The sequence below is a fragment of the Robertmurraya siralis genome, assembly GCF_005502275.1.
Lineage (GTDB): Bacteria > Bacillota > Bacilli > Bacillales > Cytobacillaceae > Robertmurraya > Robertmurraya siralis.
This window is the reverse complement of record NZ_SWLZ01000014.1, coordinates 85,559-110,156: the sequence shown is the minus strand read 5'-3', so window position 1 is coordinate 110,156 and position 24,598 is coordinate 85,559. Positions and strand designations below refer to the sequence as shown.

Here is a 24,598-nt window from a genome sequence, read left to right as displayed (position 1 = left end):
GGTAACTATCCTTTTTTCTTAGACATTTTCCATAAAGTTAATACAAAGAACATTAGCCCGATTATCAATAAATATAAAATACTATGCCACCATTGGACGGTAAATCCACCAATTTCAAATACAGAGCCCATCAATAAACGGAATTCCTCCATTGCCGCTGCCGGAGCACCATCAAAGACAAGTTGTTCGGATGGGCCCATCATGGTATCACGAAGCATCATAGCAGCATGGGAAGGTGGAAATATTTTTACAAGCCATTGTACTGCCTCAGGTAAACTACCAATGGGAATATAAATTCCCGTTAAAAAACCGATTAACGTTCCAATAATGGTTGCTGCAGCAGAAAAAGCATTGCTGCTTTTGAAAAAAGAGACAAAATAGTAAAGCATGAAGACAGAGAGGAAATCATATAAAATGATTATAGCCAATACTTTTGCTAAAGCAGACCAAGTAAGGAAATCCCCCCCATTTATGACAATATAAAGCTGTGCAAAAATCAGAGTGATCATTGTCAATAGCAAACTGATCACAAAACAGCTTAAAATATAGCTGCCAGCTAAACTACTTCTTTTAATAGGTGAAGCGAAGAAATCTTTATCAATCTTCAGTTTCCGATCCTCTACCATATTACTCAATGCACTTATTCCAGTCGTAATTGGCGCAATTGCGATGACACCTGCCATCAACCAAGAATCTATTAATGTTCCTGCTCCTTTTACACCATCGAAATTACTTTTCATCACATCTCCCAAAAATAATAAATACAATCCTATTACAATAAGTACACTCAATAGGGAGAAAAACACACCGGCCTTATCGCGAAAAAACATCAACAAATTCCGTTTCACTAAATGCCTCATTCTCTTAATCCTTTTCCTGTAATCGTGATAAACACATCATCCATCGTTCCTTTTACTACTTGAAAACCAATGATATCTTCTTTGCATTGCTCTAAAATTGGCAAAGCTTCTATCGTCGCATTCAATTTTATCGTTAACGTATCCACTTTTCGTTCATATTCATATCCTTCCTTTTCCATCAAGGTAATTAATTTCTCTATATCAGAGCCATGAATCTCCAAATAGTCCGAACTATATTTTTCCTTCAGTTCTGATGGTGTTCCCTTTGCTACAACCTCACCATTATCAATCACAACAACATAGTCAGCTTGCGCGGCTTCCTCCATATAATGGGTGGTAAGAAAAACCGTCATCCCCGTTTCTCTTTGAATTTGGCGAATCGTTTCCCAAACTCTCTGTCTTGTTTGAGGGTCAAGTCCCGTAGTCGGTTCATCTAATATTAGGATTTTCGGTTTGTTAATCAGTGCCCTTGCGATATCTGCCCTTCTTCTTTGTCCGCCAGATAACTTGCCATAGGGCTGATTTAGAAAACCCCGAACCTCTGTATAATCAATGGCATACTCCATTCTTTCTTTCAATTCCTGACCTGACAATCCATATAGACTGCCACGGCATATGAGATTTTCTTTCACTGTTAATAAATCGTCTAAAAGACTTGTTTGAAAGACAATTCCCAATTCAGAACGAATATCGCTATCATTCAAACCAAGCTGATGTTGATTGATGCTGACATGCCCTCCATCCGGCTTTAATAATGTGCTAAGAATATCAATCGTCGTAGATTTCCCAGCTCCATTCGGACCCAAAAATGCGAATAGCGCCCCTTCTTCCACATAAAAATCAATTCCTTTAACCGCCTCAATCCTTCCATACGATTTCTTTAAGGCAGAAACTTCGATAATTTTCCCCATTGGCAATATGCTCCTCGCTCGTTAAAATAAAGAATTTTGAGGCTTGCTGAGTAAACCCGGATACTTCTTTAATATAGCACAAGATCAGGTCAGCAAATATAAATTTTATATAAATTAAGAATTTTTAGACACAAAGAAAAAAGGTGGGTCAGCCTATAACTACCTGCCTTATCCCGCCTGCTCATATTCAATTATTTGAAACAATTTTGACGCTTGCCACGGATCAACATTTTCTTGTTCTAACTTGCTGTTCACTTGTTCTCCCCATTAATGAAGACCGCTTGCCTTTCCGTTAACCCATGAATAATGCTCCTTGTGATATAACTATTAAATTGCCAACCATTATTCTAATTTCTTTCGTTAAAAAATGAAAACGTTTTATAACCGAATTCAAAATACCTGTAAAAATGGAGACATGCTACAATACCCTTAAATAGATAAAGGAGGAAAGCAAATGACAAAAAAAAATAACCCTGTTACGAATGCATTATTTATTGTGGGGTTATGATAATCCTTTTTAGTGCTGTATCAGGGTTACTACACGGGACAAGTCCCGACAACTATTTCTTTCTAGGAGAGCTGCAAAGTACTGTAGGCTGATCAATATTAGAAAATGGTCAAATCAACTGGATTGAGTTAGGTGGATTTAAACCAATTATTCATTCTGAAAAGAGTGAGCATCTCCTAAGCAGAAAATCATAATAAAAACTAAAAACGCAGGTGATTCATTTCCATGCTCCCTATCCGCTCTTCTTTGTTTGTATCCATTCATTATTCATAATCCTCATAGTCTTTTTTAAATAACATTTCCTTTGGAATTTCAATTCCTCTTGAACCTCTTATATCAACTTCCTTTTCTTCAGCTGGATAATAGACAATAAAACTCTGTTGATTGATTTTTGCCAAGCGTTTCGGCAGCACTTCCAGTTCAGGGTGCCACGCAATTGTTCCTTTTCTGGCACTCATAATGACAATTAGATCGTCCGGTTTAAACATCGAAACATACTCTGTTTGTAAGCTGTGCCAACTATATAATTTTATTAATTCAGTAGGTGGATCTGGCTTCGTCCTCTGTAAATATTTTTCATAGGTTTCGATAGAATCATTGATTACTAGAACGCAAAGGGAAGCACTTAATCGACTGGTCAATAATTTTATCCGAAACAATGCTTCAATAAATCCAGGCTTATGATCGGCTCCATATGGAATGATTAAGATCATTCGCCTGGTTGTTTGAAGCGGCTGACTTAATTTTGAGACTAATATGGTTTGATTGGTTTGGTCGACAAAACGGTCAATAATACTTCCAAATAATTTATTTGATTTCCTTTCCGCATCCCAGCCAATCACAACCATATTAATTCTTTCTTCTGTAATCGCTCTTATAATCCCATTCGCAACATTATGTTCAACTCTCGTAATAGGACGAACTGGAATTTCAGCACCTGAGGCGTACATGACAGCATGGTCCAACATCTTTTCTGCATGCGCTACTTCATTCTGTGCTGCCTTTATATCTTTTTGGACAACCGTAAGCGTATATAAAGGTTGGTCTGCTGTATTGGTCTGTTTCAATAAATTTGCCAAATCGATTAAAGACTCCATAGTCTGCGGATTTGCTAATGGAATGAGAATTCGCTCCGGCCCTTCGCTTCTTTCGCTAGGCTGCTGCTCCTCCTTTAATGCCAATTTCCTTCCGTATTTTTCAACTAAGTATGGGCCAACGATACATGTTAAAAGAATCATGATGATGACTGCGTTCACAGTGGCTTGATCAAGCAATCCCACCTCATAGCCAACCAATGTGGATGCAAGTGTTGCAGCAGCTTGCGGTATTGTTAAACCAACCATTACATTCTGTTCTGTTTTTGAATAATTATAAATTCTCCTGATAATGAAGGGGGCAGATGCTTTCCCTATAATTACTGACACCACAATGGTAATTGTAATGATCCATGACTTCGGATCATGAAAGAGTACGCTTAAATCCATTAGCATCCCTACTGATAACAAAAAGAAGGGAATAAAGAGGGCATTACCTAAGAAACGAATCCGGTTCATTAAAGTTCCATGCTCAAGTACAAAACGATTCAGTGCCAACCCTGCCAAAAACGCTCCGATAATCGGTTGCATCCCAGCAACAATAGCTAAAAAACCTGAAACAAAAAGAACTACCATTACATACGTAAAATTGGTTACTCCTTCATTATCTGCATTTCGGAAAAACCAGCTTGATAATTTTGGGGTTCCCCACAAGATTAATGCCACAAAAACAACGAGAGAGATAATCATTTTTAGCCAAAAAATGAATGATAGCTGGCCTGCGGCTGCACCCGTAACGATTGCTAAAATTAATAAAGCGAACATATCCGTTAGCAGCGTCCCTCCAACCGCCGCTGTGACCGCTTTATTTTTGGCAATCCCGAATCTGCTTGCAATCGGATAAGCTAACAACGTGTGCGAGCCCAGAATAGATCCTAAAAGGATTGACGCTGTTAAACTATAGTCAAAAACAATTCCGACAGCCGTTCCTAAAATAAATGGAATCGTAAAAGAAAGTGTGCCAAAAAGAATACTTCGCCTCCGATATTTTTTAAATCCATCAATATCTAATTCCAGACCTGCAATAAAAATGATAAACAACAGGCCTATCGTCCCTAACAAAACAATTGTTTGATCCCTTTCTAACAGATGGAATCCATGTGGACCAATGATAACACCTGCTAAGATCGGACCAATGATACCTGGTATTTTCATTTTTTTCATCAATATTGGCGTGAAAAAGAAAATAACCATTGCCAAGGCAAATATCATTACAGGCTCATCGATCGGTAGATTAATCACAAAATCCCTCCTAAATTTTTTGGTGAAAGTCTTCAAGGTATTATCATTCATTTAGGTTAAGATTCAGCATATGACATTGTATGTACCTATTTGTTGATTATGATTGGAAATGGTGGGAAACGAAGTTAAGCATGCAGTTCCATACTCCCCCTGATTTATTAGGCTTCATCGGCTTATGCTAGGTGTATAACCACTTCCAAACAACAGCGAAGTCCAAAATTCCCTAAAGCAAAATAAAGGAAGTGGAGAAAACAAACCGTTTTTCTCCACTTCCTTTTGAATTATTCTTTGAGAGTTTGGAACTTAAAAATTTTGTTTATATCTGTAAGCTCACAGATCGGTTGAGAAAAACGGGTGAGCGGGAACGAAAAAACACCTTTTTTAATAACCGAAAGTTAGCCCCCTTTTTCAAGCTACGTTAATTAGCTACCATTTCCGTCAATTGTGGCTTTTCTTTTAATTGATTTCTTGCTCTTCTCATCCTTGTTTTCACTGTTGATATCGGTAATTTTTTTGCTGAGCTTATTTCTAATAACGAGTTATTCTTAAAATAATATAAAAGAATGGGCTCCCGATAAATGGTTGGCAACTCGTTTATTGTATCAAGCATTTCCTCCATTGAACATCTAGTTAACACATAATCCTCAGGCTCCGGGATTGAACACTCCATTTCATAATGAAAAACCTTTTCCTCCCAAAACTTTTGCACTGTTTTTTGTTTTCTCCAAAAATCACGGCATTTATTGACCGCAATCCTGTATATCCAGCTCTTGAAATTAGCCCGCGCCTCAAACTGCTCTAAATTTAAATAGGCTGAAATTAATACTTCCTGATATAAATCCTCTGCTAATTCCTTATTTTGTACTTGTTTATATATGAACCGAGATAAGGAGGAACCATTTTCTCTAATCCAGTCTTCAAATTTAAATCGCTTATTTTTTCCATCTACCATTTTCATTTTGGACACCCTCTTTATTTCAACGAGCGATTTTATCCTTTCTAAAAATCATTCTCCTTTAAACGATCATTCTTTTTACTTGTCTTACATAAACATAGCGAACAATCAAAAAGTAAATCATTTGAATAAAGGCAAAGCTTCCTAATACGATCGTTGATTCAAGCATTAGATTGTAATTAAACATGCGGGATAATGAAGTAAGGGCAACAGCACCGTGAATTAAAGCGACAACAATCGGTGAGAAAAATAAAAGGGCGACTTGTCTGCTGACAACTTTATTTAACTCGGATTGGGTCAAGCCAATTTTGGATATAGAACTGAATTTACGCTTTTCTTCCTCTAAATCGGTAAATAATCGGAAATAAAGAAAGCTTCCAGCAGAAACGAAGAATACGAGGCCAATAAACAAGCCGATAAATAATATAGGGCCATATGCCTTATTAATTTCATAAAGAGTATAATCGATAGAAAATGCTTTATTCTCTAATTGTTCTACTATTTTTTTTCCTGCTTCAGTTATGTGTTCCATATCTGGTTCCTTAGCTTCCCATACAACAGTTAATGCATTTCTTACTGGAGATCCTAGCTTCTCATAAACCTTGTCGTTCACAACATAATAGCCACTTAGCTCTCGAATTACTTCCGTTTCGACAACACGAATCGGTTTAATTTCTTGTCCGTTATCAAGTTGAATATTTGTTCCCATTAATGTTTTGCTTGCTTTTTGCCCCTCCAGTAGCATAACATCACTTTGTTCAACTACAATGGCCTCATTTTCCTTTGGCTGAAGCTCTTCTTCCCCTAATAAGGCGGCAAAACGATTATAATCAGAAGCCTTGGCAATTAATACTCCATTATTTCGTAAGGAAGTCTCAAAATAGTTTAACTCCAGAGCCTCCATCTTCGCATCAACACGTTCTTCCTCCAAGATAGCGTTGATTTTTTGAATATCACTTTCAATGATTTCTTTACTATCATTATGATTTGGGCTATAAGTGATCGTATATGGATTAGCTTCTTTTACCCCTTTTGTGAGGTACGATTGAAATCCATATAATGTTCCAATTGCGCTAAAAGCAACCGTTGATATGATGGACACCATAAAAAATGTCCTTGCATTATCTTTCATTCGAAAGGATAAGTCAGAAAACAACAACATATTTGTTTTTCGCCAAAAGATCGATCGGTTATTTTTTAACTTCCTAATAACAAATACACTCAATTGGGTAAAAAGGAGATAGGTTCCCAATATGACTACGATAATAACCGGAATCATCGCAAAGACCACTTGAATTCCCTTAACGTATAGAGCAATTCCATATCCAGCAATGAGAAGCAATGCAGCAAATATTGACAGAATAATGGATGCTTTTGGCTCTCCTTTCGATTGTTTATCACCTTTTATTAAATCAATTAATTTCTTTGTACGAAGAACAAATGAAACAAAAATAGATATACAGAAAAAGAGAATAACAAAGCTAACAAAAGTTACAACAATAGCTAGAGTTGGAAAATAAAAATCTAATGATTCATTTACAATTAACACATTTTCAGCAATTAAGAGAATTGCTTTTGCAAATACAAGGCCTGCGAGGATTCCTCCGACCGTTGCTGCGAAGCCAATTAAGATATTTTCCAAAAATACCATCAAGCGAATTTGTCTATTTGATGCTCCTAACATCATCAACAATCCAAATTCCTTCTTCCTTGACTGTAAGAAAGAGCTCATTGAATATAGGACAAAAAAGAAGGAGAAAACATAGATGATTCCACCTGCAACTCCCATTCCAAAAAGTGCGTTTACATTTACGGTTCCACCTGAAAAAGCGGGATGAAAAGCAAAGATTGCAAAGGTGAAGAATACCATCACGGTGAACATACTGCTTAGAAAATAAGCAATATACAATCGCTTATTGCGCAATACATTGTTAAACGCGAACTGACGAAAGGTCATGGCCTTCTCCTCCCATCAACGAAAGCATGTCAATGATTTTTTGAAAAAATGCTTGTCTGCTTTCCCCGCGATTAATTTCAGAATGAAGTTTACCATCACGGATAAAAATAACTCGGTCCGAATAACTTGCTGCTTGCGGATCATGTGTTACCATAAGCAGACTCGTTTCTTCCCTTTCATTGATGGATACAAGCATTTTCATAACATCCTTTGATGCTTTCGAATCAAGATTCCCTGTCGGCTCATCCGCTAACAAAAGCTTCGGCTCATGAATCATTGCTCTGGCAATGGCAACCCTCTGAGCCTGCCCTCCTGAAATTTCGTACGTCCGTTTGTTCATAATGGAAGCAATGCCAAGACTTTCGGCTATTTTATGAGCTTTTTCTTTCATTACGCTCACACTCGTACCTTCTAATGTCAGCGGAAGGACAATATTTTCTTCAACCGTTAACGTATGAAGTAAGTTGAAATCCTGAAAAATAAAGCCTAATTCGTTTCTGCGAAAGCGTGCTAAAGCATTTTTCTTCAGCTTATGTGGATTCGTTCCTTCAATTTCGATTTCTCCCGTTGTGGGTGCATCGTTTGTAGAGATGATATTTAATAGTGTCGTTTTTCCACTTCCGGATGGACCCATAATGGAAACAAATTCACCTTTTTCGATTTCAAGATTAATATCAGTAAGGGCACGGTAAGCAATTTTTCCCTCGTAAATTTTACTTACTTTTGAAACTTTAAGCATTATTTTTTCTCCTCTCATGATCTTCTAGAAAAAGTATAGCCTGAATATCAAATCATAAACTATCGATTATACTTTCATGAACCTTACATTGATGTAATGTTTTGTGTTTGAGAAAAAATAATCCTAATGGTTGTGCCTTCCCCAACCTTCGATTCTAATTCAATCCGATGCTCTAGTCTTGCGCTCACCTCTTTTACTAAATAAAGTCCCATCCCGGTTGATTCCCGGTACTTACGGCCATTTTCCCCTGTATAAAACTTGTTAAAAACTCGTTTCTGATCGGAGGCAGGAATACCGATTCCAAAGTCCTTCACTTCTAATACAGCTTCTCCCGCTTTTTCAAAGAGAGAAATAACTAGTTGATTTGTCTTTCCTGTAGAATATTTAACCGCATTATGTACTAATTGTGACAATAAAAAGAAAAGCCATTTTTCATCACTTTCTACTATGATGTTTTTCTTTTTCTCGATTAATTGGGGATACACTTCGTTTCGAATGAAAAATCGCTTATTCTCCTGATTCACCTCATGAACGAGCTTAGATAACAGGATTGGCTTAATCTGAAAATCTTCCGCAATTGTACGTAATCTAGCCATATAAAGAACTGTATTTAGACCGTTTCTCACCCGCTCTGTTTCCTCACGAATGCTGGAGGATTCCGGCTCATCAAGGGTTTGTGCTGTTAATTCAATAACAGATAGTGGCGTCTTCATTTGATGGACCCAGCGATCCATAAATAACAAATGTTCATCCTGCCTCTCTTCTGCCTTTTGGATTTCTTCTAGATACAAACGATACTGAGAGACTAGCAACTGATCAAGCGCTTCAGATATGGGTGCCTGCTCCGTAGTTTCCATTGATCCATCTAATGTTTCCAATGAATTTTGTAACCTATGGTAAAAGCTTCTTCTGCTAACATATTGATAAATGAGATATGCCATTAAGATGACAACTGAAAGAAAAGTTGCATAAAAAAACACCCCTACACCCCGATAACCATCAAGCCAAAATAGAGTGGGAATAAGAATACATTGAAGCAATTGAATCCCAATAAGCAGCAAATGCTCACGAAGAAATAATTTCATCGTTCTTCCCCATTCCATGTAATACGTAGACGATAGCCAGCTCCTCGCACTGTTTCAATTGCATCCTCAATTCCCAACTCAGAAAATTTTTTGCGAACACGAGTAATATTTACATTTAAAGTATTCTCATCAACATATGCTTGATCATCCCATAATTTCTCCAATAGATCCTGCCTGCCGGCTACACGGGGATATCGTTCAAACAGACTTTCGATAATATCTGATTCCCTTTTAGTTAATTGGGCCACTTTCTTTCCAAATCTAAGCTCTAAACGCTCCGGATATAAACTTAGACCATTGTGGATAAGCATCCTTTCCTCAAATTTAGCTGCATATTCCCCGTACGCTCTTCGTAAATGACTTCGTATTTTCGCCATAACGATATCGGGATGGAATGGTTTAGTGATAAAGTCATCGCCTCCATTTTCCAATGCCATTACTTGATCCATATCACCTGTACGAGCTGAAATGAAAATAACTGGGCATATTGATTCTTTGCGTACTTGTCTGCACCAATAATAGCCGTCATAACTAGGAAGATTTATATCTAGTAAAAGAAGGTGCGGCCTTACATTGCGAAATAAATCGATTATGTTTTCAAATTCTTTAGCAACGATAACCTCATATCCATATTTTTCGATATATGCGGATAAATGGTTTGCAATTTTTATATCATCTTCAACAATCATAATTCGGTCCATATGTAAATTCTCCTAATATCATATTTAAAATTAAGTTTAAGCGATCCTTTACAACCTATCAATGAACCAATTGACGATGCTATATATTATTTTTGAAGAAACGATATTGACTAAAGCATTAGACAATTGGTTACTACTTTACTTCATATTCCCCTAAAATTTCGGATATTTTCATTAAATAATGACTAACGAAGAAAAATTCGGTGACAATAGGGGAAAAGGATGTGGCTTTTGTGAATAGCTTTCTATTCTTTTTTCTGGGTTTCGCTTATCTCCTGTTATTAATATGGGGGATTATTTTATCCAAAAAATATGGCTTACTCAATCTTTACAGCTTATTATTTCTCGTTATTATCGGACTGGTCTACGATAACATTATCATCGGATTAGGAAAAGAAATTGGGGAAGGAAACACGCTTGAGAATTTAAGCTATATTCGATTTTGGTTCCACGCTCTTTTCACTCCGACTCTCATCCTTTCTGTCTTAAACATTTGTCATGAGATTGGCTTGATCTGGGCAAGAAAAGCTTTTTGGAGGGTTATTTTTTTCATATTGACGATCGCTTTAATCCTTTATGAACTTCTAACTTCTGTTAAAGGACTGGAACTGAAACCCGTTTGGAGAAATAGTGTACTGACCTATGAACCATCTGGAGACCCAAACAGCCCAATTATGGTTGGAGTCGTAACCTTGGTACTAACAATTATCGGCCTCATTTTTTTGAGAAAATTTCATTTTCCTTGGCTTTTTATCAGCACAATGCTGATCATCTTGGGCGGTATTTTACAGATCTGGGTCAAAAATTTCCCGATTATGAATGTGTTAGAGTTGCTATTAATCGTCTCATTACTTTTGACAAAGCAATTTCAAGTTCATCACCGACCCTCTCCGAACATATAAAGGGGATGCTTTATGTACTAAAGTTCATCAAAATGTGAAATCAAGGGGAAAACAGATGAAAATTCGTTTCGGATATGTAGCAAATGCTTTGGATCTATGGGATGCAAGCCCATCAAAATCTTTAACCTTTACACGTTATTCAACTCTTCCCAAACACGAACGGCTAGAAAAACTAAAATCAATTACTGCCCAAAATCTGAAGCATACAAAAAGAATTTTGTACTACAATATTGCCCATGAAATCGAATTATATCGTTTCTCAAGTTCTCTTGTCCCCCTTGCTACCCACCCTGAAGTGATGTGGGATTACTTAACACCTTTTAAAGACAAGTGGGATGAGCTTGGAACACTCATCCAGCAATTTAATCTTCGGGTCAGCTTTCATCCAAGTCAATATACCCTTTTCACAAGTCCAAGAGAAGAGGTAACAAGAAATGCGATTAACGATATGGAATATCATTTTAATATGCTTCGAGCCATGAATGCACTTAATACTGGAATTATTAATATTCATATCGGTGGTATCTATGGTGATAAAAGTGCAGCCTTGCAGCGTTTTCGTCAAAATTTAAGACAATTGCCAAATGAAATTAAGAAGCATATGACACTCGAAAACGATGATAAAACTTATAATGTCCGGGATACACTTGATATATGTGAAACTGAGAACATTCCTATGGTGCTCGATTATCATCATTATTTGGCAAACAGTGGAGACGAAGAACTTTCAGATTTCTTACCGGGCATTTTCAATACATGGAAAGATACGATCCCAAAGGTCCACTTTTCTTCCCCAAAGTCCGAGCAGGCCTATCGTTCTCATGCCGATTTTGTCTCATTAGATTTTGTGTTACCCTTCTTAAAAATGGCAAAAGATCTGGATCAAGATTTCGATATTATCGTCGAAGCGAAACAGAAGAATCTTGCCATGCACAAATTAATTGAAGATATTGCTTCTATCCGGGGAGTTAAACGCATAACAGCTTCTTCGATTGAATGGCAATAATGAAAAACGATATGGATGAGGTGAATGAAATGACCATTGTCCGCCTTGGTTATGTAGCAATGAGTATGGAGCTAAAAAACGCATCTCCTTCAAAAACGATGACATTTACCCAATTTAAAAAAATTGACGACAGAAGAGCAGCCATTCGCAAACTGGAGCGTATTGCCCTTTTAAATTTACATAATACGTTAAGGGTGTTAAAACATAATGCAGCTTCGGACATTCATTTTTACCGCTTATCCTCGCGGCTGATTCCTTTAGCAAACCATGAAGAACTTCGTGATTGGAATTATCTCCAACCATTAAAAAATTCCCTGCGCGAAGTGGGAGATTTCGTTAAAAAACATGAAATGAGAGTAGATTTTCATCCTGACCACTTCGTCCTCCTGAATTCTAAGCAAAAGGAGATCCTAAAAAACTCAATAAAAACCTTAAAAATGCACTATTTATTGTTGAAAGAGATGGGGATTAGCCCCACTCATCGCTGTGTCATGCATATTGGCGGCAACTATAAGGAAACAGAAAAATCGCTTGAGCAATTTGTGGAAAACTGGATGGTCGTGCCAAGACCCATTCAAAATATGATTATGCTTGAAAATGACGATACTTCCTTCACTTTAAAAGATACGCTTTACTTATGTGAAAAATTAAATATTCCTCTTGTTTTTGATTATCATCATCATCTTGCTCATCATCAAAATGATGATTGGGAAAAACAGTGGGAAAGAGTTGTTCAAACGTGGAAGCATTCACCACTTCCGATAAAAATGCATATATCCAGTCCAAAGAGTAATAAAGCTTTCCGTCATCACTCCGATTATGTGGATATTGATATGTTTGTTGAATTTCTTAAATTTATAAAGGGGAGCATCCCTCAGATTGACTGTATGATTGAAGCGAAGAGAAAAGATGAGGCTCTTTTTACATTAATGAAGGAAATAGAAAATAGGGAGGATATTGAAGCGATTGATGGCTCAACTTTTCGACTAATGTAACAATATGCTTGTTCTTGCTTTTTTCAAAAAATGAAAAGGTGAAAGCAATCTGATTTCACCTTTTTTCAATGCAATTTTATTGTTTTAATTGGTTCATTTCATGGATACATTCCTGAACAAGGGTCACACCCTGACTCATTGAAGCTCCTCCACCAAATGCTACAGTAACACCAACCGCTTCAAGGATTTCTTGCTCCGAACAGCCTTGATCAAGACATCCTTTCGTATGATAGATGATGCAATACTCATCTTGTGCATGAATACTAATCCCTAATGCAATTAACTGTTTTTGCTTCTGTGATAATGCCCCTTCTTTAAAGCACTCTTCAGTTAAAGCATTGAACTGTCTTGTAAATCCAGGCATTTTTGTTGCAAACTGGCCAATTCCTTCTTTGTACTTTATCAGTGCTTCTTCAGTCGAACTTCTTGCTTCCAAGTATCACCAGCTCCATTTCGATATTGATGTCAATCAACGTTATTATGGGCAAAATCCTCTTTTTTTAACAGGCTTTGTTTTATGTTGGTTTTGTTTTCAGCTCATTTCGTAGAAACATCGGCTTTACACAAAATAAACCAAAAATCGTATTATCAACAATGGTATTTAACAAAGCTTTTAGCAGGGCTGCCAATGTTTTTCCATAATAATGAATTCATAATTAACCACACGAACAGGCAAAATTTTAATAATGGTTTAATTCTTTGAAAAGGTGATGAAATGGAACAGGCAAATCAAAATCAAGATTATCAAGCTGGAGACATTGTTTATGTTTTTTATCGTAACCCTCATACTCAGGATGTAGCCAATATTCAAGCAGCAGCCGTTGTGAATCATCCAGAGAAAGAGAATGAACTTGCTTTGTTTTTGTATGAAACATATTATCCACTTTCAGATGAAGTGGCGATCTATTCAACAGAGGAAGAAGCTAATCAGGCTTATCATTACTACTATGGGGAAGCTACAGAAGGGGTATTGGAATGAATAAACCATTTACACCAAAATTAGTCTATTTTGAACCAAAAGCCTTAGACTACCCTTTAGGAAAAGAGCTTTTTGACAAATTTGAAAAATCGGATGTGGAAATAAGATATACAACATCACATAACCAAATAAGAAACTTACCTGGAGACAGCGATTTTCAAAAATATAGGGTAGCAAAGTCTACACTTGTAGTTGGAATTAGAAAAACACTAAAATTCGACACCTCCTTGCCTTCGGCAGAGTATGCAATCCCTTTCGCAACAGGCTGCATGGGGCATTGCCACTATTGTTATTTACAAACTACGATGGGAAGCAAGCCCTATATCCGGACATATGTGAATGTTGAGGAGATTTTATCTGCAGCTGATCAATATATGGAGGAAAGGGCTCCTGAGGTAACAAGATTTGAAGCATCATGCACGTCTGATATTGTAGGAATTGATGCTTTAACACATACACTGAAAAGAGCGATTGAACATTTTGGTCAATCAGAGCTGGGAAAATTAAGATTTGTCACGAAATTCCATCATGTTGATCATCTACTGGATGCAAAACATAATGGAAAAACACGGTTTCGGTTTAGTATTAATGCTGATTATGTCATTAAAAACTTTGAGCCAGGAACATCTCCATTAGAGAAACGAATTGAAGCAGCCGGAAAAGTTGCCAGAGCTGGTTATCCACTTGGCTTTATCGTCGCTCCCATTTATTTGCATGAAGGATGGGAAGAAGGTTATTATCACATGTTTGAGCGCTTGGATGCTGAGTTACCATCTGAAGCGAAAAAAGATCTCACTTTTGAATTTATTCAACATCGTTTTACAAAGCCAGCGAAGCGGGTTATTGAAAAAAATTACCCCATGACAAAATTAGAATTGAACGAAGAGAAACGAAGGTATAAATGGGGGAAGTATGGTATTGGAAAGTATATTTATCAAAAGGATGAAGAAGAAGATATTAAATCCCATCTTTATTCCTATATGGAAAAGTTTTTTCCTGATGCGATTTTAGAATATTTCACATAAAGGGATTGAATATCCCTTTTTTTCAACATTAGTCGATGTTGATCTTTGGCTCATTCTCTCTCAGAATACCACGAAACCAGTGTTTCATGGAAAATCAAAAATAATATTTAACAAAGAAAGTCTAATCCTAAACAATCGAAAAAGGTCATCGATTAGAATCAGCTTTTCATTATTAAACTCGGTAAACGTAATGCTATCTTTTCTGGATCTCGGATGCTCTTTATTGACGATTGCCACAATCTGATGTTTCATTAAAGGAGAATAGGAAAAATCATTATCATTTCTTGGATTTGCAGGCTGAGTCATAACAAGTATACCAGCTAATACTTTTGCTTCACATACTTTATCGATGTATTCAAAAATGTTGATCTCGACGCCATTCTTCCTTCCCAAATTGTAAAATCTCTTTGCCCCTTAATATCCCTTTTAAAAACCTACTTTATGTTCACTTTCAATTTTTCACTGCAAACGTTCAAATTGCTTGATGAGCCCCGATCTTTGAATACAGATAGCGTGGTTTACTATTTAAAAAAAGCATTATTTGGAATAGAATACACATATTAAGATAGAGGAAAGGAGTTAATGGAATGATGCAATTCTATCGTGAGAGCAAAAATATTGTTCTCGAGCATCTGCAAACATCAGAAAATGGTTTAACTCTTGAAGAAGTACATGCACGGTTAAATAAAAATGGCTATAACGAAATAAAAGGGAAAGAAAAAGTTCCGACATGGAAGTTATTTTTGGAAACTTTTAAGGACTCGATGGTGATTGTACTTTTAATTGCCGCTGGCGTTCAAATCATTCTCGGAGAAATAGTTGAATCTATCATCATTTTTCTTGTTCTCATTATCAATTCCATTATTAGCGTTGTGCAAACAAAAAAAGCTGAAAGCTCGCTTGAGGCATTACAGAATATGTCTGCACCGAATGCAAAAGTAATCCGGAATGGTGTAAGACAAACAATTGCCGCAAAAGAGCTTGTCATTGGTGATATTGTTTTACTTGAAGCAGGGGATCAAGTTCCTGCAGACGGACGTATTTTAGAAAGCGAATCATTAAGAGTAAATGAAGGCATGCTGACTGGTGAGTCTGAGGCCGTTGAAAAACATGTTGCAGCAATTAGTGAAGAAGTTGCCTTAGGGGATCGCCGCAACATGGTCTTTAGCAGTTCTTTAGTCGTCTATGGTCGCTGTTCTTTCGTCGTAACAAATACAGGTGAACAAACCGAAATCGGTAAAATTGCCAGCCTGATTGCTACAGCAAAAGAGAAACAAACGCCATTACAGCGCAAGCTCGATGTATTCAGTAAGAAGCTAGGTATCGGAATCCTCATCCTTTGTATTCTCATATTCATCGTAGAGGTTGGGCGAATCTGGCTCGGTGACAATACAGATGATATGACAACAGCGATTTTACATTCATTAATGTTTGCAGTTGCCGTTGCAGTTGCCGCGATTCCAGAAGCTCTGTCTTCCATCGTTACAATCGTTTTATCAGTTGGAACAAATAAAATGGCGAAGCAGCATGCGATCATTCGAAAACTTCCAGCTGTCGAAACGCTAGGCTCTACTAGTGTAATCTGCACCGATAAAACTGGGACTCTGACTGAGAATAAAATGACGGTAACAAACTATTTTACTACAAGTAAAGGCCAAAAGGCAGAGTTTCCAAAGGTGCGTCAAAATTGGAGCAGCGAAGAGGAAATGCTTTTTAAGATTATGGTGCTTTGCAATGATTCCTATATTAATAATGAAGGGAAAGAGATTGGTGACCCGACAGAAGTAGCGTTAATCAACTACGTCGAGAACTTTGAAGAAATTCGAAATAAAAACAACCGAGAAGCAGAGCTTCCGTTTGACTCTGAGCGTAAATTAATGTCAACCGTTTATACCATTAATGATTCGAGGATGATTTTGACCAAGGGTGGACCTGATGTCATGTTCAGCCGCGCGACTCATGTTCTTATTAATGGAAAAATAGAACCGTTAACAAAAGAAGCATTACAGCGATTTCAAAAGACAAATGAAGAGTATTCGAACGAAGCGCTTCGAGTACTCGCCTATGGATTTAAACAACTGCCGAAGGAGAAAAGCGCAATTGGACCTGAAGATGAAAATGATCTCGTTTTAGTCGGTTTAACAGCCATGATCGATCCGCCCCGTGAAGCAGTATATGGTGCGATTGAGCAAGCTAAGCAGGCAGGGATTCGCACTATTATGATCACAGGAGATCATAAAACAACCGCCCAAGCAATCGGTAGAAACATTGGACTTATGGATAAGAATGATCTCGCTCTCACAGGTCAAGAGTTAGATGCCCTTTCTGATGAAGAATTGGAGCAAAAATTAGAAGCTATTTCTGTCTATGCACGTGTGTCACCAGAAAATAAAATTCGCATCGTCCGGGCCTGGCAAAAGAAAAATAGAATTACAGCGATGACCGGTGACGGGGTGAATGATGCGCCGGCACTAAAGCAAGCAGATATTGGAATTGCCATGGGGAGTGGCACAGATGTTGCCAAAGACGCATCTGCGATGATTTTAACAGACGATAATTTTGTCTCAATTGTTAACGCTGTTAGCGTTGGACGCACCGTCTTTGACAATATAAAAAAAGCGATTGGCTATCTATTTGCTGGAAATTTAGGTGCGATTATTGCGATATTATTTGCCGTTATCGTGGGCTGGTCCAATCCATTCACTGCACTTCAATTGTTGTTTATTAACTTAGTAAATGATTCATTACCAGCAATCGCATTGGGAATGGAAAAATCAGAACCTGGTGTGATGAAGAAGAAACCACGTAATATTGATGAAGGAATTTTTGCCGGCGGGACGATGCGAGCTGTTTTAACGAGAGGTATATTAATTGGGATTGCCGTCATCACTGCACATTACATTGGATTGCAGCATTCAGAAGAATTAGGTGTTGGAATGGCATTCTCTACATTAATTTTGGCACGTACCCTACAAACGTTTGCTGCCCGTTCCACCACACAAACAGCTATAGGCGCCGGGCTTTTTAGTAATAAGTATGTAATTGGTGCTGTAGCGCTGGGTTTTGTTCTATATGGCATCACCCTTTTGCCATTTGCCCGTGAAGTTTTTGCGATTCCTGCTGAATTTGGCTTCAGCGAGTGGTTGATTGTTCTTGGACTTTCCTTTGGCGCGCTTATATTGATGGAGATCTTAAAGATAATAGCGCGACCAAAATAAGTAGGAGCAATCTTTTATCCGAACACTGTTAAGAGATGCAAAAATGTCAGATACTGCCTGTGGATTGGTTCCATTGTATAGTATCTGACATTTATTCCTAAAAAAAATCACTCTTTTGCATGATTCACTGACAGCCATTTTTATTTAATACTGGAGTAACTCTTCACATAAAATACGTTAGGTATCTTTCATAGAAAAAGGCCAAAATCATTTTTCACAAGTAAACGATAAGTGCAACAGAATATGACGCCACTTTTTGTGATTACGTTTTGTCTACTCAATATAACTAGAAAATATCGAATAAATAATACCTTTCTAAGTCGAGTTGAATCCACGAGAACAAAGAAGCTGTCTTAATTTAGACAGCTTTTTTGTTTTTGGTTACCACCCGAAATTTGTCTCATGAACCCAAGAGCTCACTCTTTTTTGGGAGCTTCCAAGCTAGCAGGTTATTAAAAGTTGAAAAGTCAAACTTTTCAGCGCCTCTTTAGAAGTTTAAGAGAAACTGCAATACGTTTGGCACAGCCCTTTTAAAGCCCAGTCCAAGAAGCAGACAGATGTCGCAATTCATTTTTTTCAAAAAGGAACCGAAAGCTTAAAATTTTCTTCCACCTCCGCCGATTCCGCCCCCGCTACCACCTGTGAATGAACTACCACCACTGTTGTTATTCGCTTTCGGTATTTTTTGCTGGGTGACAATAGTATTGTAATGCTGATCATGTTTTCTCGTCAGTGTGAAGGAATTGTCTTGCAAATAGGTCCTCGCATTGACAGTTGAACGGCCCCTGTTTCCCATTGCCATCGTACCGATTGTAATTCCACCGATCGCAAAGGAGATTAGTAAATAGATACCTAGTTTTTCATACCAGCTTAAATCACCAGTTTCATGCTGCTCAACCGGATAAACATTTTCAGTATCTCCGTATGAGTAACCCGAGTCATCAGGATGGGAATCAATAGGAACTCCCTCCCCTATCATTCTTTCTAGTTCTTTAAGGAAAATATCGGCACTTTTACCATATTGCTCTTCTCCTAAAGGTGGATACACTTCGTCTAATAATTCTTCTACTCTATTGGCGTCAATATATTTTGTTCCTTTATCTCTTGTAAAAATATAAACTTCACGTTCATCCATATTTAAAAGATAAAGGATACCATCCAATGTCCCTTCATAGCCGAATCCATGTTCTTCATAGAAATCACGGGCATATTCGCTTGAAGACTTCCCTTCGCTATCATCAGTTGTTACTATCACAATGTCCATCTCTGCTTGTTCACTTAGTGTCATTGCCCTGTCATTAAGTTCCGTTCTTTCTGCCTCTGTAAACAACTGTGCCTGATCAAAAATTTTTTCATAAGCGGCAAGTGCATTTGTTCCTAAATTGAAAAGAAGGAGCATAAATGGCAGCACAAAAAATACTTTTTTCACCATATAAATTGCCCTCCTATCATTAATGCTGCAAATGAAGCTGCGGAAACCGCTCCAAACCACGCACTTGCCCTTCCTTTACTAATTGGCAGTTTTCCAGCAATTTTTCCGGTTTGCCCGTTCATCGCAAAAATATAAGTATTCCCCTTAAATTGGTAAGTAAACATCCATACCGGCAGCAGGACATATGTGGCTTCGACGTTTTTTAATTTTACGTCAGTCCTTTTTACGCTCACTGAACTGTAGCCATTTATTGTTTCCCGTAGCAGCGTACTCATATTCTTTCTCATGATTTCTGATACTCTCGGGTAGACATCATTTTGATCCATATCATATTTTTCTGCTAAGTATCCCGATAAATAGGACATGGAAAAATCGGTTAAATCCTTGTAATGATATGGTTCCAAAACACTCATCAGTTCATCGTCCATTTTTCGTGAACCATCTGCAGGCACATCTCGAAAAATCGCTTTTCCTTCTCGGAGAACACGATAATATTTTGTTTCAGTATAACGAGTATCCCCTCTCGTATAGGAACGAACCTTTGTAGCATCACCGCTGATTTCTCCAAACGGGCTGCAATGAAAGAGCCAAAACGGCACATAAATCCCCGACAGCTTCTCAAGTTCTGAAGTTGCCGTAAATTGTTTTGAAAGAAGCGGTTTTTTCTTACACCAGTTAATAAATAATTCAGTTGCCCTTTCACGATTAATTTGAAATGGGATCACTTTTTCTGGACGATATTCCCCCTCAAGTCTTCTTGGGATGATCGTTGGGTTATGACAGTAATAGCAAAAAGTGGCAGCCGTTGTATCATCTGTGACAATTTCAGCCCCACAACTTTCGCAACTGTACCCAACAGCATTTTCCTGAAATTCCTGTTCAAGCTCATGTGCTATTTCTGTATTTTTCTCTGCCTCGGCCTGCTCATTATTAATAAAGGAACGCACTTCCTGCTCATGAAATTCACTTAAGCAATAATCGCATGTCCAGTTTTGCGTATCAGCCTTAAAGGCAAGCGGTCCGCCACAATTAATACATTTATAGACGATAACCCCCATCGTAAATCACCTCATTATACCGCTTAAAATTTGCTTCCACATTCTGGGCAAAATTTCATTGCTGCCCCTTCTGGAGCAGTGAATCCACATTGACTGCAAGTGAGCGCTTCAGGCTTTTTATTTCCACAATTGGAGCAAAACTTGCCGCTGTTTTCACTGCCACATTGACATTTCCAGCTATCTACCTGCGGCTTCGGTGAACCACATTCTGAACAAAACTTTCCTTCATTTTTTTGTCCGCACTCGCATTGCCAAGTAGCTGAATTACCGGGAGTAACAGGCTGTTGTGCTTGCTGCTGCATTTGAAACCTATTCGTTTCAGAAGCACTTTGAGAAAAATTTCCGGCTCCCTGCATCCCCATTCCCATTCCGATGAATCCATTCATGGCCCCGCCTTCATTTGAACCAGCCGCCTCAAGTCCACGAGCAATTGAGCCTTGAACATAACCTTCCCGAACAGATGCGTCTTGAAGCATCGCTCCCTGATTTCTCATATTGATCAATTTTTGTGACTGATCATCATAGGAAATGCTATTGATCCCTACTGACTCTACACGCATTCCACGAAGTCGCGTCCATTCCTCGTCGAGTACACTTGACATGTATCTTGCCAATTCCATTCCTCTTGAAGCAACAAATGAGATGCGAATGCCATCACTCGACATTTGGTTAATCGCCGTTTGCAAGGCATTCATAAACTCAGATAAATATTGCGTATTAATTTCGTTAATATCCACTACATGTTTATTTCTTGGGATCGCTTCTTCATAAAATTTTAACGGATCAACAATTTTAATCGAATACGAGCCGTGAGTACGCAAAAATAATTCCGCATTATAAAAATTATCAAAGTAATTAATCGGATTTCGTGTTCCAAATTTAATTCCTTTGATTTCTTGAAGATTAATAAAGTACGCCTTTTGCGAAGAGGAAGGCATGCCGCCAAATTTAAAACGATTAAACGTCTCTCTGACCGTTTCATCAAGTTCACCATTGAATAAAGATGGCATGGATGAATTAACTACTTCGTAATAGCCTTCTTCCGCCGTATAATCAATAATTCTTCCGCCATCAACCAATAGCATGAATTGATTGGCCTGTACATGGATAACCGACCCGTTGGAAATGGTCGTATCGGTCCCTTTCTTATTCGAATTTCTTTTATCTTTCGTTCTCATCTTAACACCAACAGACATAACCGTTGTATCGCTCATCTCCTGAGGCACAATCACTTCCAACCATTGATCTGCTAAACTGCCTTTTACAGTATCTAACGCTGCTTTAATGATGCCCATCAAATACTCCCCCTAAAATTTATATCTTTCTCATTTTTTTTTAGTATAACATGTCATTTTTAGAAAACGAGGGGAGTGCCAAAAATTGATGAGATTGTATGTTACCGAGGAAGTCTTTAAAGTGAACCTCCCAATGTTTAAAGTTTTTATTCTCACTTATTAGCAAATATTTCTTCGAACAACCTTTTCATCCAGAATTCTACAACGTCTTAAGTCCAAGTCATTTAAAGACAAAACAAAAATTTTGATAAAAACTTGATAATTATATTTTAGAATAACAGCAATTGGCATTTAGAAGGTTTTTTCAGATGTGGCTTGGTCATTTAATCCCACTATGTTCAGGCGGTCTTTAAAGAGAAATAACGAAATAAAGGAGAGATTGACATGGAAACAGTTTTGTTAAAAACAAAAAATCTTACAAAAAAATTTGGCAAGGAATTAGCAGTATCAGATGTTTCGTTAACCGTGTATAAAAATAGTATTTATGGTTTGCTTGGTCCAAATGGTGCTGGGAAATCAACTACGCTTAAAATTATTACCGGAATTTTGCGAAATACGTCTGGAGAAATTTTCTTTGATGGGCACAAATGGAGAAGATCAGATTTAAAAAATATTGGTTCACTAATCGAGTCTCCACCTCTTTATGATAATTTAACTGCTTTCGAAAATATAAAAGTACATGCCACTTTGCTTGGCCTTCCAGAAGAACGGATTCACACAGTTTTAAAGATTGTCGATATGCAGCATGTTGGTAAAAAAAGAGCAGGACAATTCTCAATGGGGATGAAACAACGACTTGGAATCGCAATTGCCTTGTTAAATCACCCCAAATTATTAATTCTGGATGAACCTACAAATGGACTTGATCCCATTGGTATACAAGAGCTAAGAGAACTTATTCGTTCCTTTCCTCAAGAAGGGATTACTGTGATCTTATCAAGTCATATTCTTTCAGAAGTTGAGCAAATAGCCGACTATATCGGCATTATTAGCGACGGATACCTTGGATATGAAGGAGAGATAAACAAATCGGGGAATTTGGAACAATTGTTTATGGAAGTTGTCAAGAAAAGCCGAGAAAAAGAAGGAATGAAAAGATGAGAAATTATATTAAAGCAGAAAATCTAAAATTCAAAAGAACATTTTCAAGAAAAATGATTGTTTTCGTCCCACTATTAAATATTGGGCTCTCTTTTCTATTAAATACTCAATATTTTGTCCCGGGTACTTTTAATTGGTGGTCGATTATTTTCATACCGGTAATGATTGCTTTATTATGCTCTTTATCCCATCAAAAGGAAAAAAAAGCATCCAATTATAATAGTACGTATTCATTGCCAATCGATCTAGGAAAGCTTTGGTTTGCCAAAATAATGGTTATTATGACTTATTCTTTGCTATCTCAACTTGCGTTTTTAGTATTCATGTATGGCATGGGCTTCGTTATTCCTAATTTTACCTTTATTAGCCTTTCCACCATTTCTGCAAGTTTACTGCTATGGGTGACAAGTCTTTGGCAAATTCCCCTTTGTTTAATGGTGGCTAAGAAATTGGGGGGTACTGCTGCAGTAATGCTAAATCTTTTTGGAACACTTGTTTTAGGGATTATGCCTGCATCCAGTTCCTTTTGGTGGGTTTCTCCTTGGAGCTGGCCAATACGCATGATGTGTCCGACAATCGGCATTCATCCTAATGGAACTTATTTAGAAATTAATGATCCATTACTCAGCTGGTGGGTTATACCGCCTGCCGTTATCATAGCTATCCTATTATTTATGATATTATCGTTCCTGACAAGTCACTTATTCGCCTCCTCTACAAATGACAAAATGAAAAAACAGGAGGTGCTGTAAATTGATCTTACTTTTTAGGAGCATACAAGCCGATTTTCAGAAGATGAAACGGACTTCATTTATGTGGTTGCACTTGTTTATTCCAGTTATTTGTTCAATCATCTTAATCCTGTATCTTAATGGAAGAGAGCAAAATCAATACCAATTATACAGAACATTTACCGAGGTCATTGCCATCTCATTACCATTTCTTATCGGAATTCTTTGTGGGATGACGGCTTCACTGGAAGAACGTGCAGGGAAATTTCAAGTATTGCTTGGGAGCACGTTTCCGAAAATCACTGCATTTATCAGCAAAGTGCTTATGTTAATAATCTTAAATATTTTTTCCATAAGTCTGGCTATGATCATATATTTAATTGGACTAACATTTGTATTAGAAGTTCCTAATTTATCTTATAGTATTTTTATAACAGGGGGAGCATGGCTTGTTGCAAGCTGTATCGTTCTCTATTTACTTTATTTTTTTATCAGCTGCAAGTTTGGAATGGGAGCATCTGTCTTACTAGGCGGTGCCGGTTTGCTCATGACTGCCCTTATGAATACTGGATTAGGAGATGCTATATGGAAGTATAATCCTTGGGCATGGGGAATCAGATTATCTGGATTAAATGGGATCATTCACTTTAAAGAGTTTAGTGAAAAGCTACGGCCTTTATTAATTCATGAAATGACTAATGGTACATATCTTGCCACCATTGGTATTATAATGATATTTATTGCTTGCCTCATATGGTTTCACAAATGGGAGGGCAACAGAACATTCGAGTAGTGAAAGGAGAA

Annotated in this window: 22 protein-coding genes; 9 read left to right on the top strand and 13 right to left on the bottom strand. The window is 37.5% G+C overall.

Annotation, left to right across the window (positions count from 1 at the left end):
* Positions 1 to 5 precede the first annotated feature (5 nt).
* From FCJ93_RS15895 to FCJ93_RS15860, 8 genes are all read right to left on the bottom strand, one after another.
* Positions 6 to 860 (bottom strand): ABC transporter permease, encoded by an 855-nt coding sequence (locus FCJ93_RS15895; protein WP_137744147.1) that lies wholly within the window; start codon positions 858 to 860, stop codon positions 6 to 8.
* Positions 857 to 1,771: an ABC transporter ATP-binding protein gene (locus tag FCJ93_RS15890; RefSeq protein ID WP_137744146.1), complete on the bottom strand. Its 915-nt coding sequence runs from the start codon at positions 1,769 to 1,771 to the stop codon at positions 857 to 859. The genes FCJ93_RS15895 and FCJ93_RS15890 overlap by 4 nt, the downstream gene beginning before the upstream one ends.
* A 771-nt stretch (positions 1,772 to 2,542) precedes the next feature.
* Positions 2,543 to 4,615, bottom strand: coding sequence for a cation:proton antiporter (locus FCJ93_RS15885; RefSeq protein WP_137744145.1), 2,073 nt, complete (start codon positions 4,613 to 4,615; stop codon positions 2,543 to 2,545).
* A 418-nt stretch (positions 4,616 to 5,033) separates the two neighbouring features.
* Entirely contained in the window at positions 5,034 to 5,573 is a 540-nt protein-coding gene (locus FCJ93_RS15880; protein WP_235879511.1) for an RNA polymerase sigma factor, read from the bottom strand.
* 58 nt (positions 5,574 to 5,631) lie between these two features.
* Entirely contained in the window at positions 5,632 to 7,527 is a 1,896-nt protein-coding gene (locus FCJ93_RS15875) for an ABC transporter permease (protein WP_137744144.1), read from the bottom strand.
* Positions 7,502 to 8,266, bottom strand: a complete 765-nt coding sequence (locus FCJ93_RS15870; RefSeq protein ID WP_137744143.1) for an ABC transporter ATP-binding protein — start codon at positions 8,264 to 8,266, stop codon at positions 7,502 to 7,504. The genes FCJ93_RS15875 and FCJ93_RS15870 overlap by 26 nt, the downstream gene beginning before the upstream one ends.
* Positions 8,267 to 8,349: 83 nt before the next feature.
* The gene (locus tag FCJ93_RS15865; protein WP_137744142.1) at positions 8,350 to 9,351 is read right to left on the bottom strand and encodes a sensor histidine kinase; all 1,002 of its coding nucleotides are present in this window, start codon (positions 9,349 to 9,351) and stop codon (positions 8,350 to 8,352) included.
* Complete coding sequence (locus FCJ93_RS15860; RefSeq protein ID WP_137744141.1) at positions 9,348 to 10,052, bottom strand: response regulator transcription factor; 705 nt, start codon at positions 10,050 to 10,052, stop codon at positions 9,348 to 9,350. The genes FCJ93_RS15865 and FCJ93_RS15860 overlap by 4 nt, the downstream gene beginning before the upstream one ends.
* 224 nt (positions 10,053 to 10,276) lie before the next feature.
* On the opposite strand from FCJ93_RS15860, the gene FCJ93_RS15855 reads away from it, so the two are divergent.
* From FCJ93_RS15855 to uvsE (FCJ93_RS15845), 3 genes are read left to right on the top strand one after another with little or no spacing between them, the layout of a single operon-like run.
* Positions 10,277 to 10,954 (top strand): hypothetical protein, encoded by a 678-nt coding sequence (locus FCJ93_RS15855; RefSeq protein ID WP_137744140.1) that lies wholly within the window; start codon positions 10,277 to 10,279, stop codon positions 10,952 to 10,954.
* Between the two features lie 55 nt (positions 10,955 to 11,009).
* Positions 11,010 to 11,960 (top strand): UV DNA damage repair endonuclease UvsE, encoded by a 951-nt coding sequence (gene uvsE, locus FCJ93_RS15850; RefSeq protein ID WP_137744139.1) that lies wholly within the window; start codon positions 11,010 to 11,012, stop codon positions 11,958 to 11,960.
* A gap of 29 nt (positions 11,961 to 11,989) precedes the next feature.
* The gene (gene uvsE / locus FCJ93_RS15845) at positions 11,990 to 12,955 is read left to right on the top strand and encodes a UV DNA damage repair endonuclease UvsE (protein WP_137744157.1); all 966 of its coding nucleotides are present in this window, start codon (positions 11,990 to 11,992) and stop codon (positions 12,953 to 12,955) included.
* A 76-nt stretch (positions 12,956 to 13,031) separates the two neighbouring features.
* On the opposite strand, the gene FCJ93_RS15840 is transcribed toward uvsE (FCJ93_RS15845), so the two are convergent.
* Complete coding sequence (locus tag FCJ93_RS15840; protein WP_235879510.1) at positions 13,032 to 13,391, bottom strand: carboxymuconolactone decarboxylase family protein; 360 nt, start codon at positions 13,389 to 13,391, stop codon at positions 13,032 to 13,034.
* Between the two features lie 279 nt (positions 13,392 to 13,670).
* Here FCJ93_RS15840 and FCJ93_RS15835 point away from each other — a divergent pair, with 279 nt between their 5' ends.
* Positions 13,671 to 13,934 carry a transcriptional regulator SplA domain-containing protein gene (locus FCJ93_RS15835; protein WP_095309367.1) on the top strand — a complete coding sequence of 88 codons (264 nt, stop codon included), beginning with the start codon at positions 13,671 to 13,673 and terminating at the stop codon, positions 13,932 to 13,934.
* Positions 13,931 to 14,959, top strand: coding sequence for a spore photoproduct lyase (gene splB / locus FCJ93_RS15830; RefSeq protein WP_095309365.1), 1,029 nt, complete (start codon positions 13,931 to 13,933; stop codon positions 14,957 to 14,959). The genes FCJ93_RS15835 and splB overlap by 4 nt, the downstream gene beginning before the upstream one ends.
* A gap of 84 nt (positions 14,960 to 15,043) precedes the next feature.
* On the opposite strand, the gene FCJ93_RS15825 is transcribed toward splB, so the two are convergent.
* Positions 15,044 to 15,352, bottom strand: coding sequence for a LysR substrate-binding domain-containing protein (locus FCJ93_RS15825; protein WP_095309363.1), 309 nt, complete (start codon positions 15,350 to 15,352; stop codon positions 15,044 to 15,046).
* 197 nt (positions 15,353 to 15,549) lie between these two features.
* On the opposite strand from FCJ93_RS15825, the gene FCJ93_RS15820 reads away from it, so the two are divergent.
* Complete coding sequence (locus FCJ93_RS15820) at positions 15,550 to 18,177, top strand: cation-translocating P-type ATPase (protein WP_137744156.1); 2,628 nt, start codon at positions 15,550 to 15,552, stop codon at positions 18,175 to 18,177.
* A 595-nt stretch (positions 18,178 to 18,772) separates the two neighbouring features.
* Here FCJ93_RS15820 and FCJ93_RS15815 read toward each other — a convergent pair.
* The 3 genes from FCJ93_RS15815 to FCJ93_RS15805 are packed head-to-tail and all read right to left on the bottom strand — an operon-like array spanning position 18,773 to position 21,962.
* Positions 18,773 to 19,609 (bottom strand): TPM domain-containing protein, encoded by an 837-nt coding sequence (locus tag FCJ93_RS15815; protein ID WP_095309361.1) that lies wholly within the window; start codon positions 19,607 to 19,609, stop codon positions 18,773 to 18,775.
* Positions 19,603 to 20,667 carry a hypothetical protein gene (locus FCJ93_RS15810; RefSeq protein ID WP_095309359.1) on the bottom strand — a complete coding sequence of 355 codons (1,065 nt, stop codon included), beginning with the start codon at positions 20,665 to 20,667 and terminating at the stop codon, positions 19,603 to 19,605. The genes FCJ93_RS15815 and FCJ93_RS15810 overlap by 7 nt, the downstream gene beginning before the upstream one ends.
* A gap of 23 nt (positions 20,668 to 20,690) precedes the next feature.
* On the bottom strand, positions 20,691 to 21,962 hold the full coding sequence (locus FCJ93_RS15805) for an SPFH domain-containing protein (RefSeq protein ID WP_095309357.1): 1,272 nt from the start codon (positions 21,960 to 21,962) through the stop codon (positions 20,691 to 20,693).
* A 384-nt stretch (positions 21,963 to 22,346) separates the two neighbouring features.
* On the opposite strand from FCJ93_RS15805, the gene FCJ93_RS15800 reads away from it, so the two are divergent.
* From FCJ93_RS15800 to FCJ93_RS15790, 3 genes are read left to right on the top strand one after another with little or no spacing between them, the layout of a single operon-like run.
* Positions 22,347 to 23,063 (top strand): lantibiotic protection ABC transporter ATP-binding protein, encoded by a 717-nt coding sequence (locus FCJ93_RS15800; protein ID WP_095309355.1) that lies wholly within the window; start codon positions 22,347 to 22,349, stop codon positions 23,061 to 23,063.
* Positions 23,060 to 23,815: a lantibiotic immunity ABC transporter MutE/EpiE family permease subunit gene (locus FCJ93_RS15795; protein ID WP_095309353.1), complete on the top strand. Its 756-nt coding sequence runs from the start codon at positions 23,060 to 23,062 to the stop codon at positions 23,813 to 23,815. The genes FCJ93_RS15800 and FCJ93_RS15795 overlap by 4 nt, the downstream gene beginning before the upstream one ends.
* Position 23,816: 1 nt before the next feature.
* Entirely contained in the window at positions 23,817 to 24,587 is a 771-nt protein-coding gene (locus FCJ93_RS15790; protein ID WP_095309351.1) for a lantibiotic immunity ABC transporter MutG family permease subunit, read from the top strand.
* The last annotated feature ends 11 nt before the right edge of the window (positions 24,588 to 24,598 follow it).

Coding starts and splice junctions, on each gene's coding strand:
- FCJ93_RS15880 (WP_235879511.1), bottom strand. CDS start 5,573: ATGAAAATGGTAGATGGAAAAAATAAGCGATTTAAATTTGAAGACTGG.
- FCJ93_RS15860 (WP_137744141.1), bottom strand. CDS start 10,052: ATGGACCGAATTATGATTGTTGAAGATGATATAAAAATTGCAAACCAT.
- FCJ93_RS15865 (WP_137744142.1), bottom strand. CDS start 9,351: ATGAAATTATTTCTTCGTGAGCATTTGCTGCTTATTGGGATTCAATTG.
- FCJ93_RS15895 (WP_137744147.1), bottom strand. CDS start 860: ATGAGGCATTTAGTGAAACGGAATTTGTTGATGTTTTTTCGCGATAAG.
- FCJ93_RS15810 (WP_095309359.1), bottom strand. CDS start 20,667: ATGGGGGTTATCGTCTATAAATGTATTAATTGTGGCGGACCGCTTGCC.
- uvsE (WP_137744139.1), top strand. CDS start 11,010: ATGAAAATTCGTTTCGGATATGTAGCAAATGCTTTGGATCTATGGGAT.
- FCJ93_RS15835 (WP_095309367.1), top strand. CDS start 13,671: ATGGAACAGGCAAATCAAAATCAAGATTATCAAGCTGGAGACATTGTT.
- FCJ93_RS15805 (WP_095309357.1), bottom strand. CDS start 21,962: ATGGGCATCATTAAAGCAGCGTTAGATACTGTAAAAGGCAGTTTAGCA.
- uvsE (WP_137744157.1), top strand. CDS start 11,990: ATGACCATTGTCCGCCTTGGTTATGTAGCAATGAGTATGGAGCTAAAA.
- FCJ93_RS15815 (WP_095309361.1), bottom strand. CDS start 19,609: ATGGTGAAAAAAGTATTTTTTGTGCTGCCATTTATGCTCCTTCTTTTC.
- FCJ93_RS15875 (WP_137744144.1), bottom strand. CDS start 7,527: ATGACCTTTCGTCAGTTCGCGTTTAACAATGTATTGCGCAATAAGCGA.
- FCJ93_RS15870 (WP_137744143.1), bottom strand. CDS start 8,266: ATGCTTAAAGTTTCAAAAGTAAGTAAAATTTACGAGGGAAAAATTGCT.
- splB (WP_095309365.1), top strand. CDS start 13,931: ATGAATAAACCATTTACACCAAAATTAGTCTATTTTGAACCAAAAGCC.
- FCJ93_RS15800 (WP_095309355.1), top strand. CDS start 22,347: ATGGAAACAGTTTTGTTAAAAACAAAAAATCTTACAAAAAAATTTGGC.
- FCJ93_RS15820 (WP_137744156.1), top strand. CDS start 15,550: ATGCAATTCTATCGTGAGAGCAAAAATATTGTTCTCGAGCATCTGCAA.
- FCJ93_RS15890 (WP_137744146.1), bottom strand. CDS start 1,771: ATGGGGAAAATTATCGAAGTTTCTGCCTTAAAGAAATCGTATGGAAGG.
- FCJ93_RS15795 (WP_095309353.1), top strand. CDS start 23,060: ATGAGAAATTATATTAAAGCAGAAAATCTAAAATTCAAAAGAACATTT.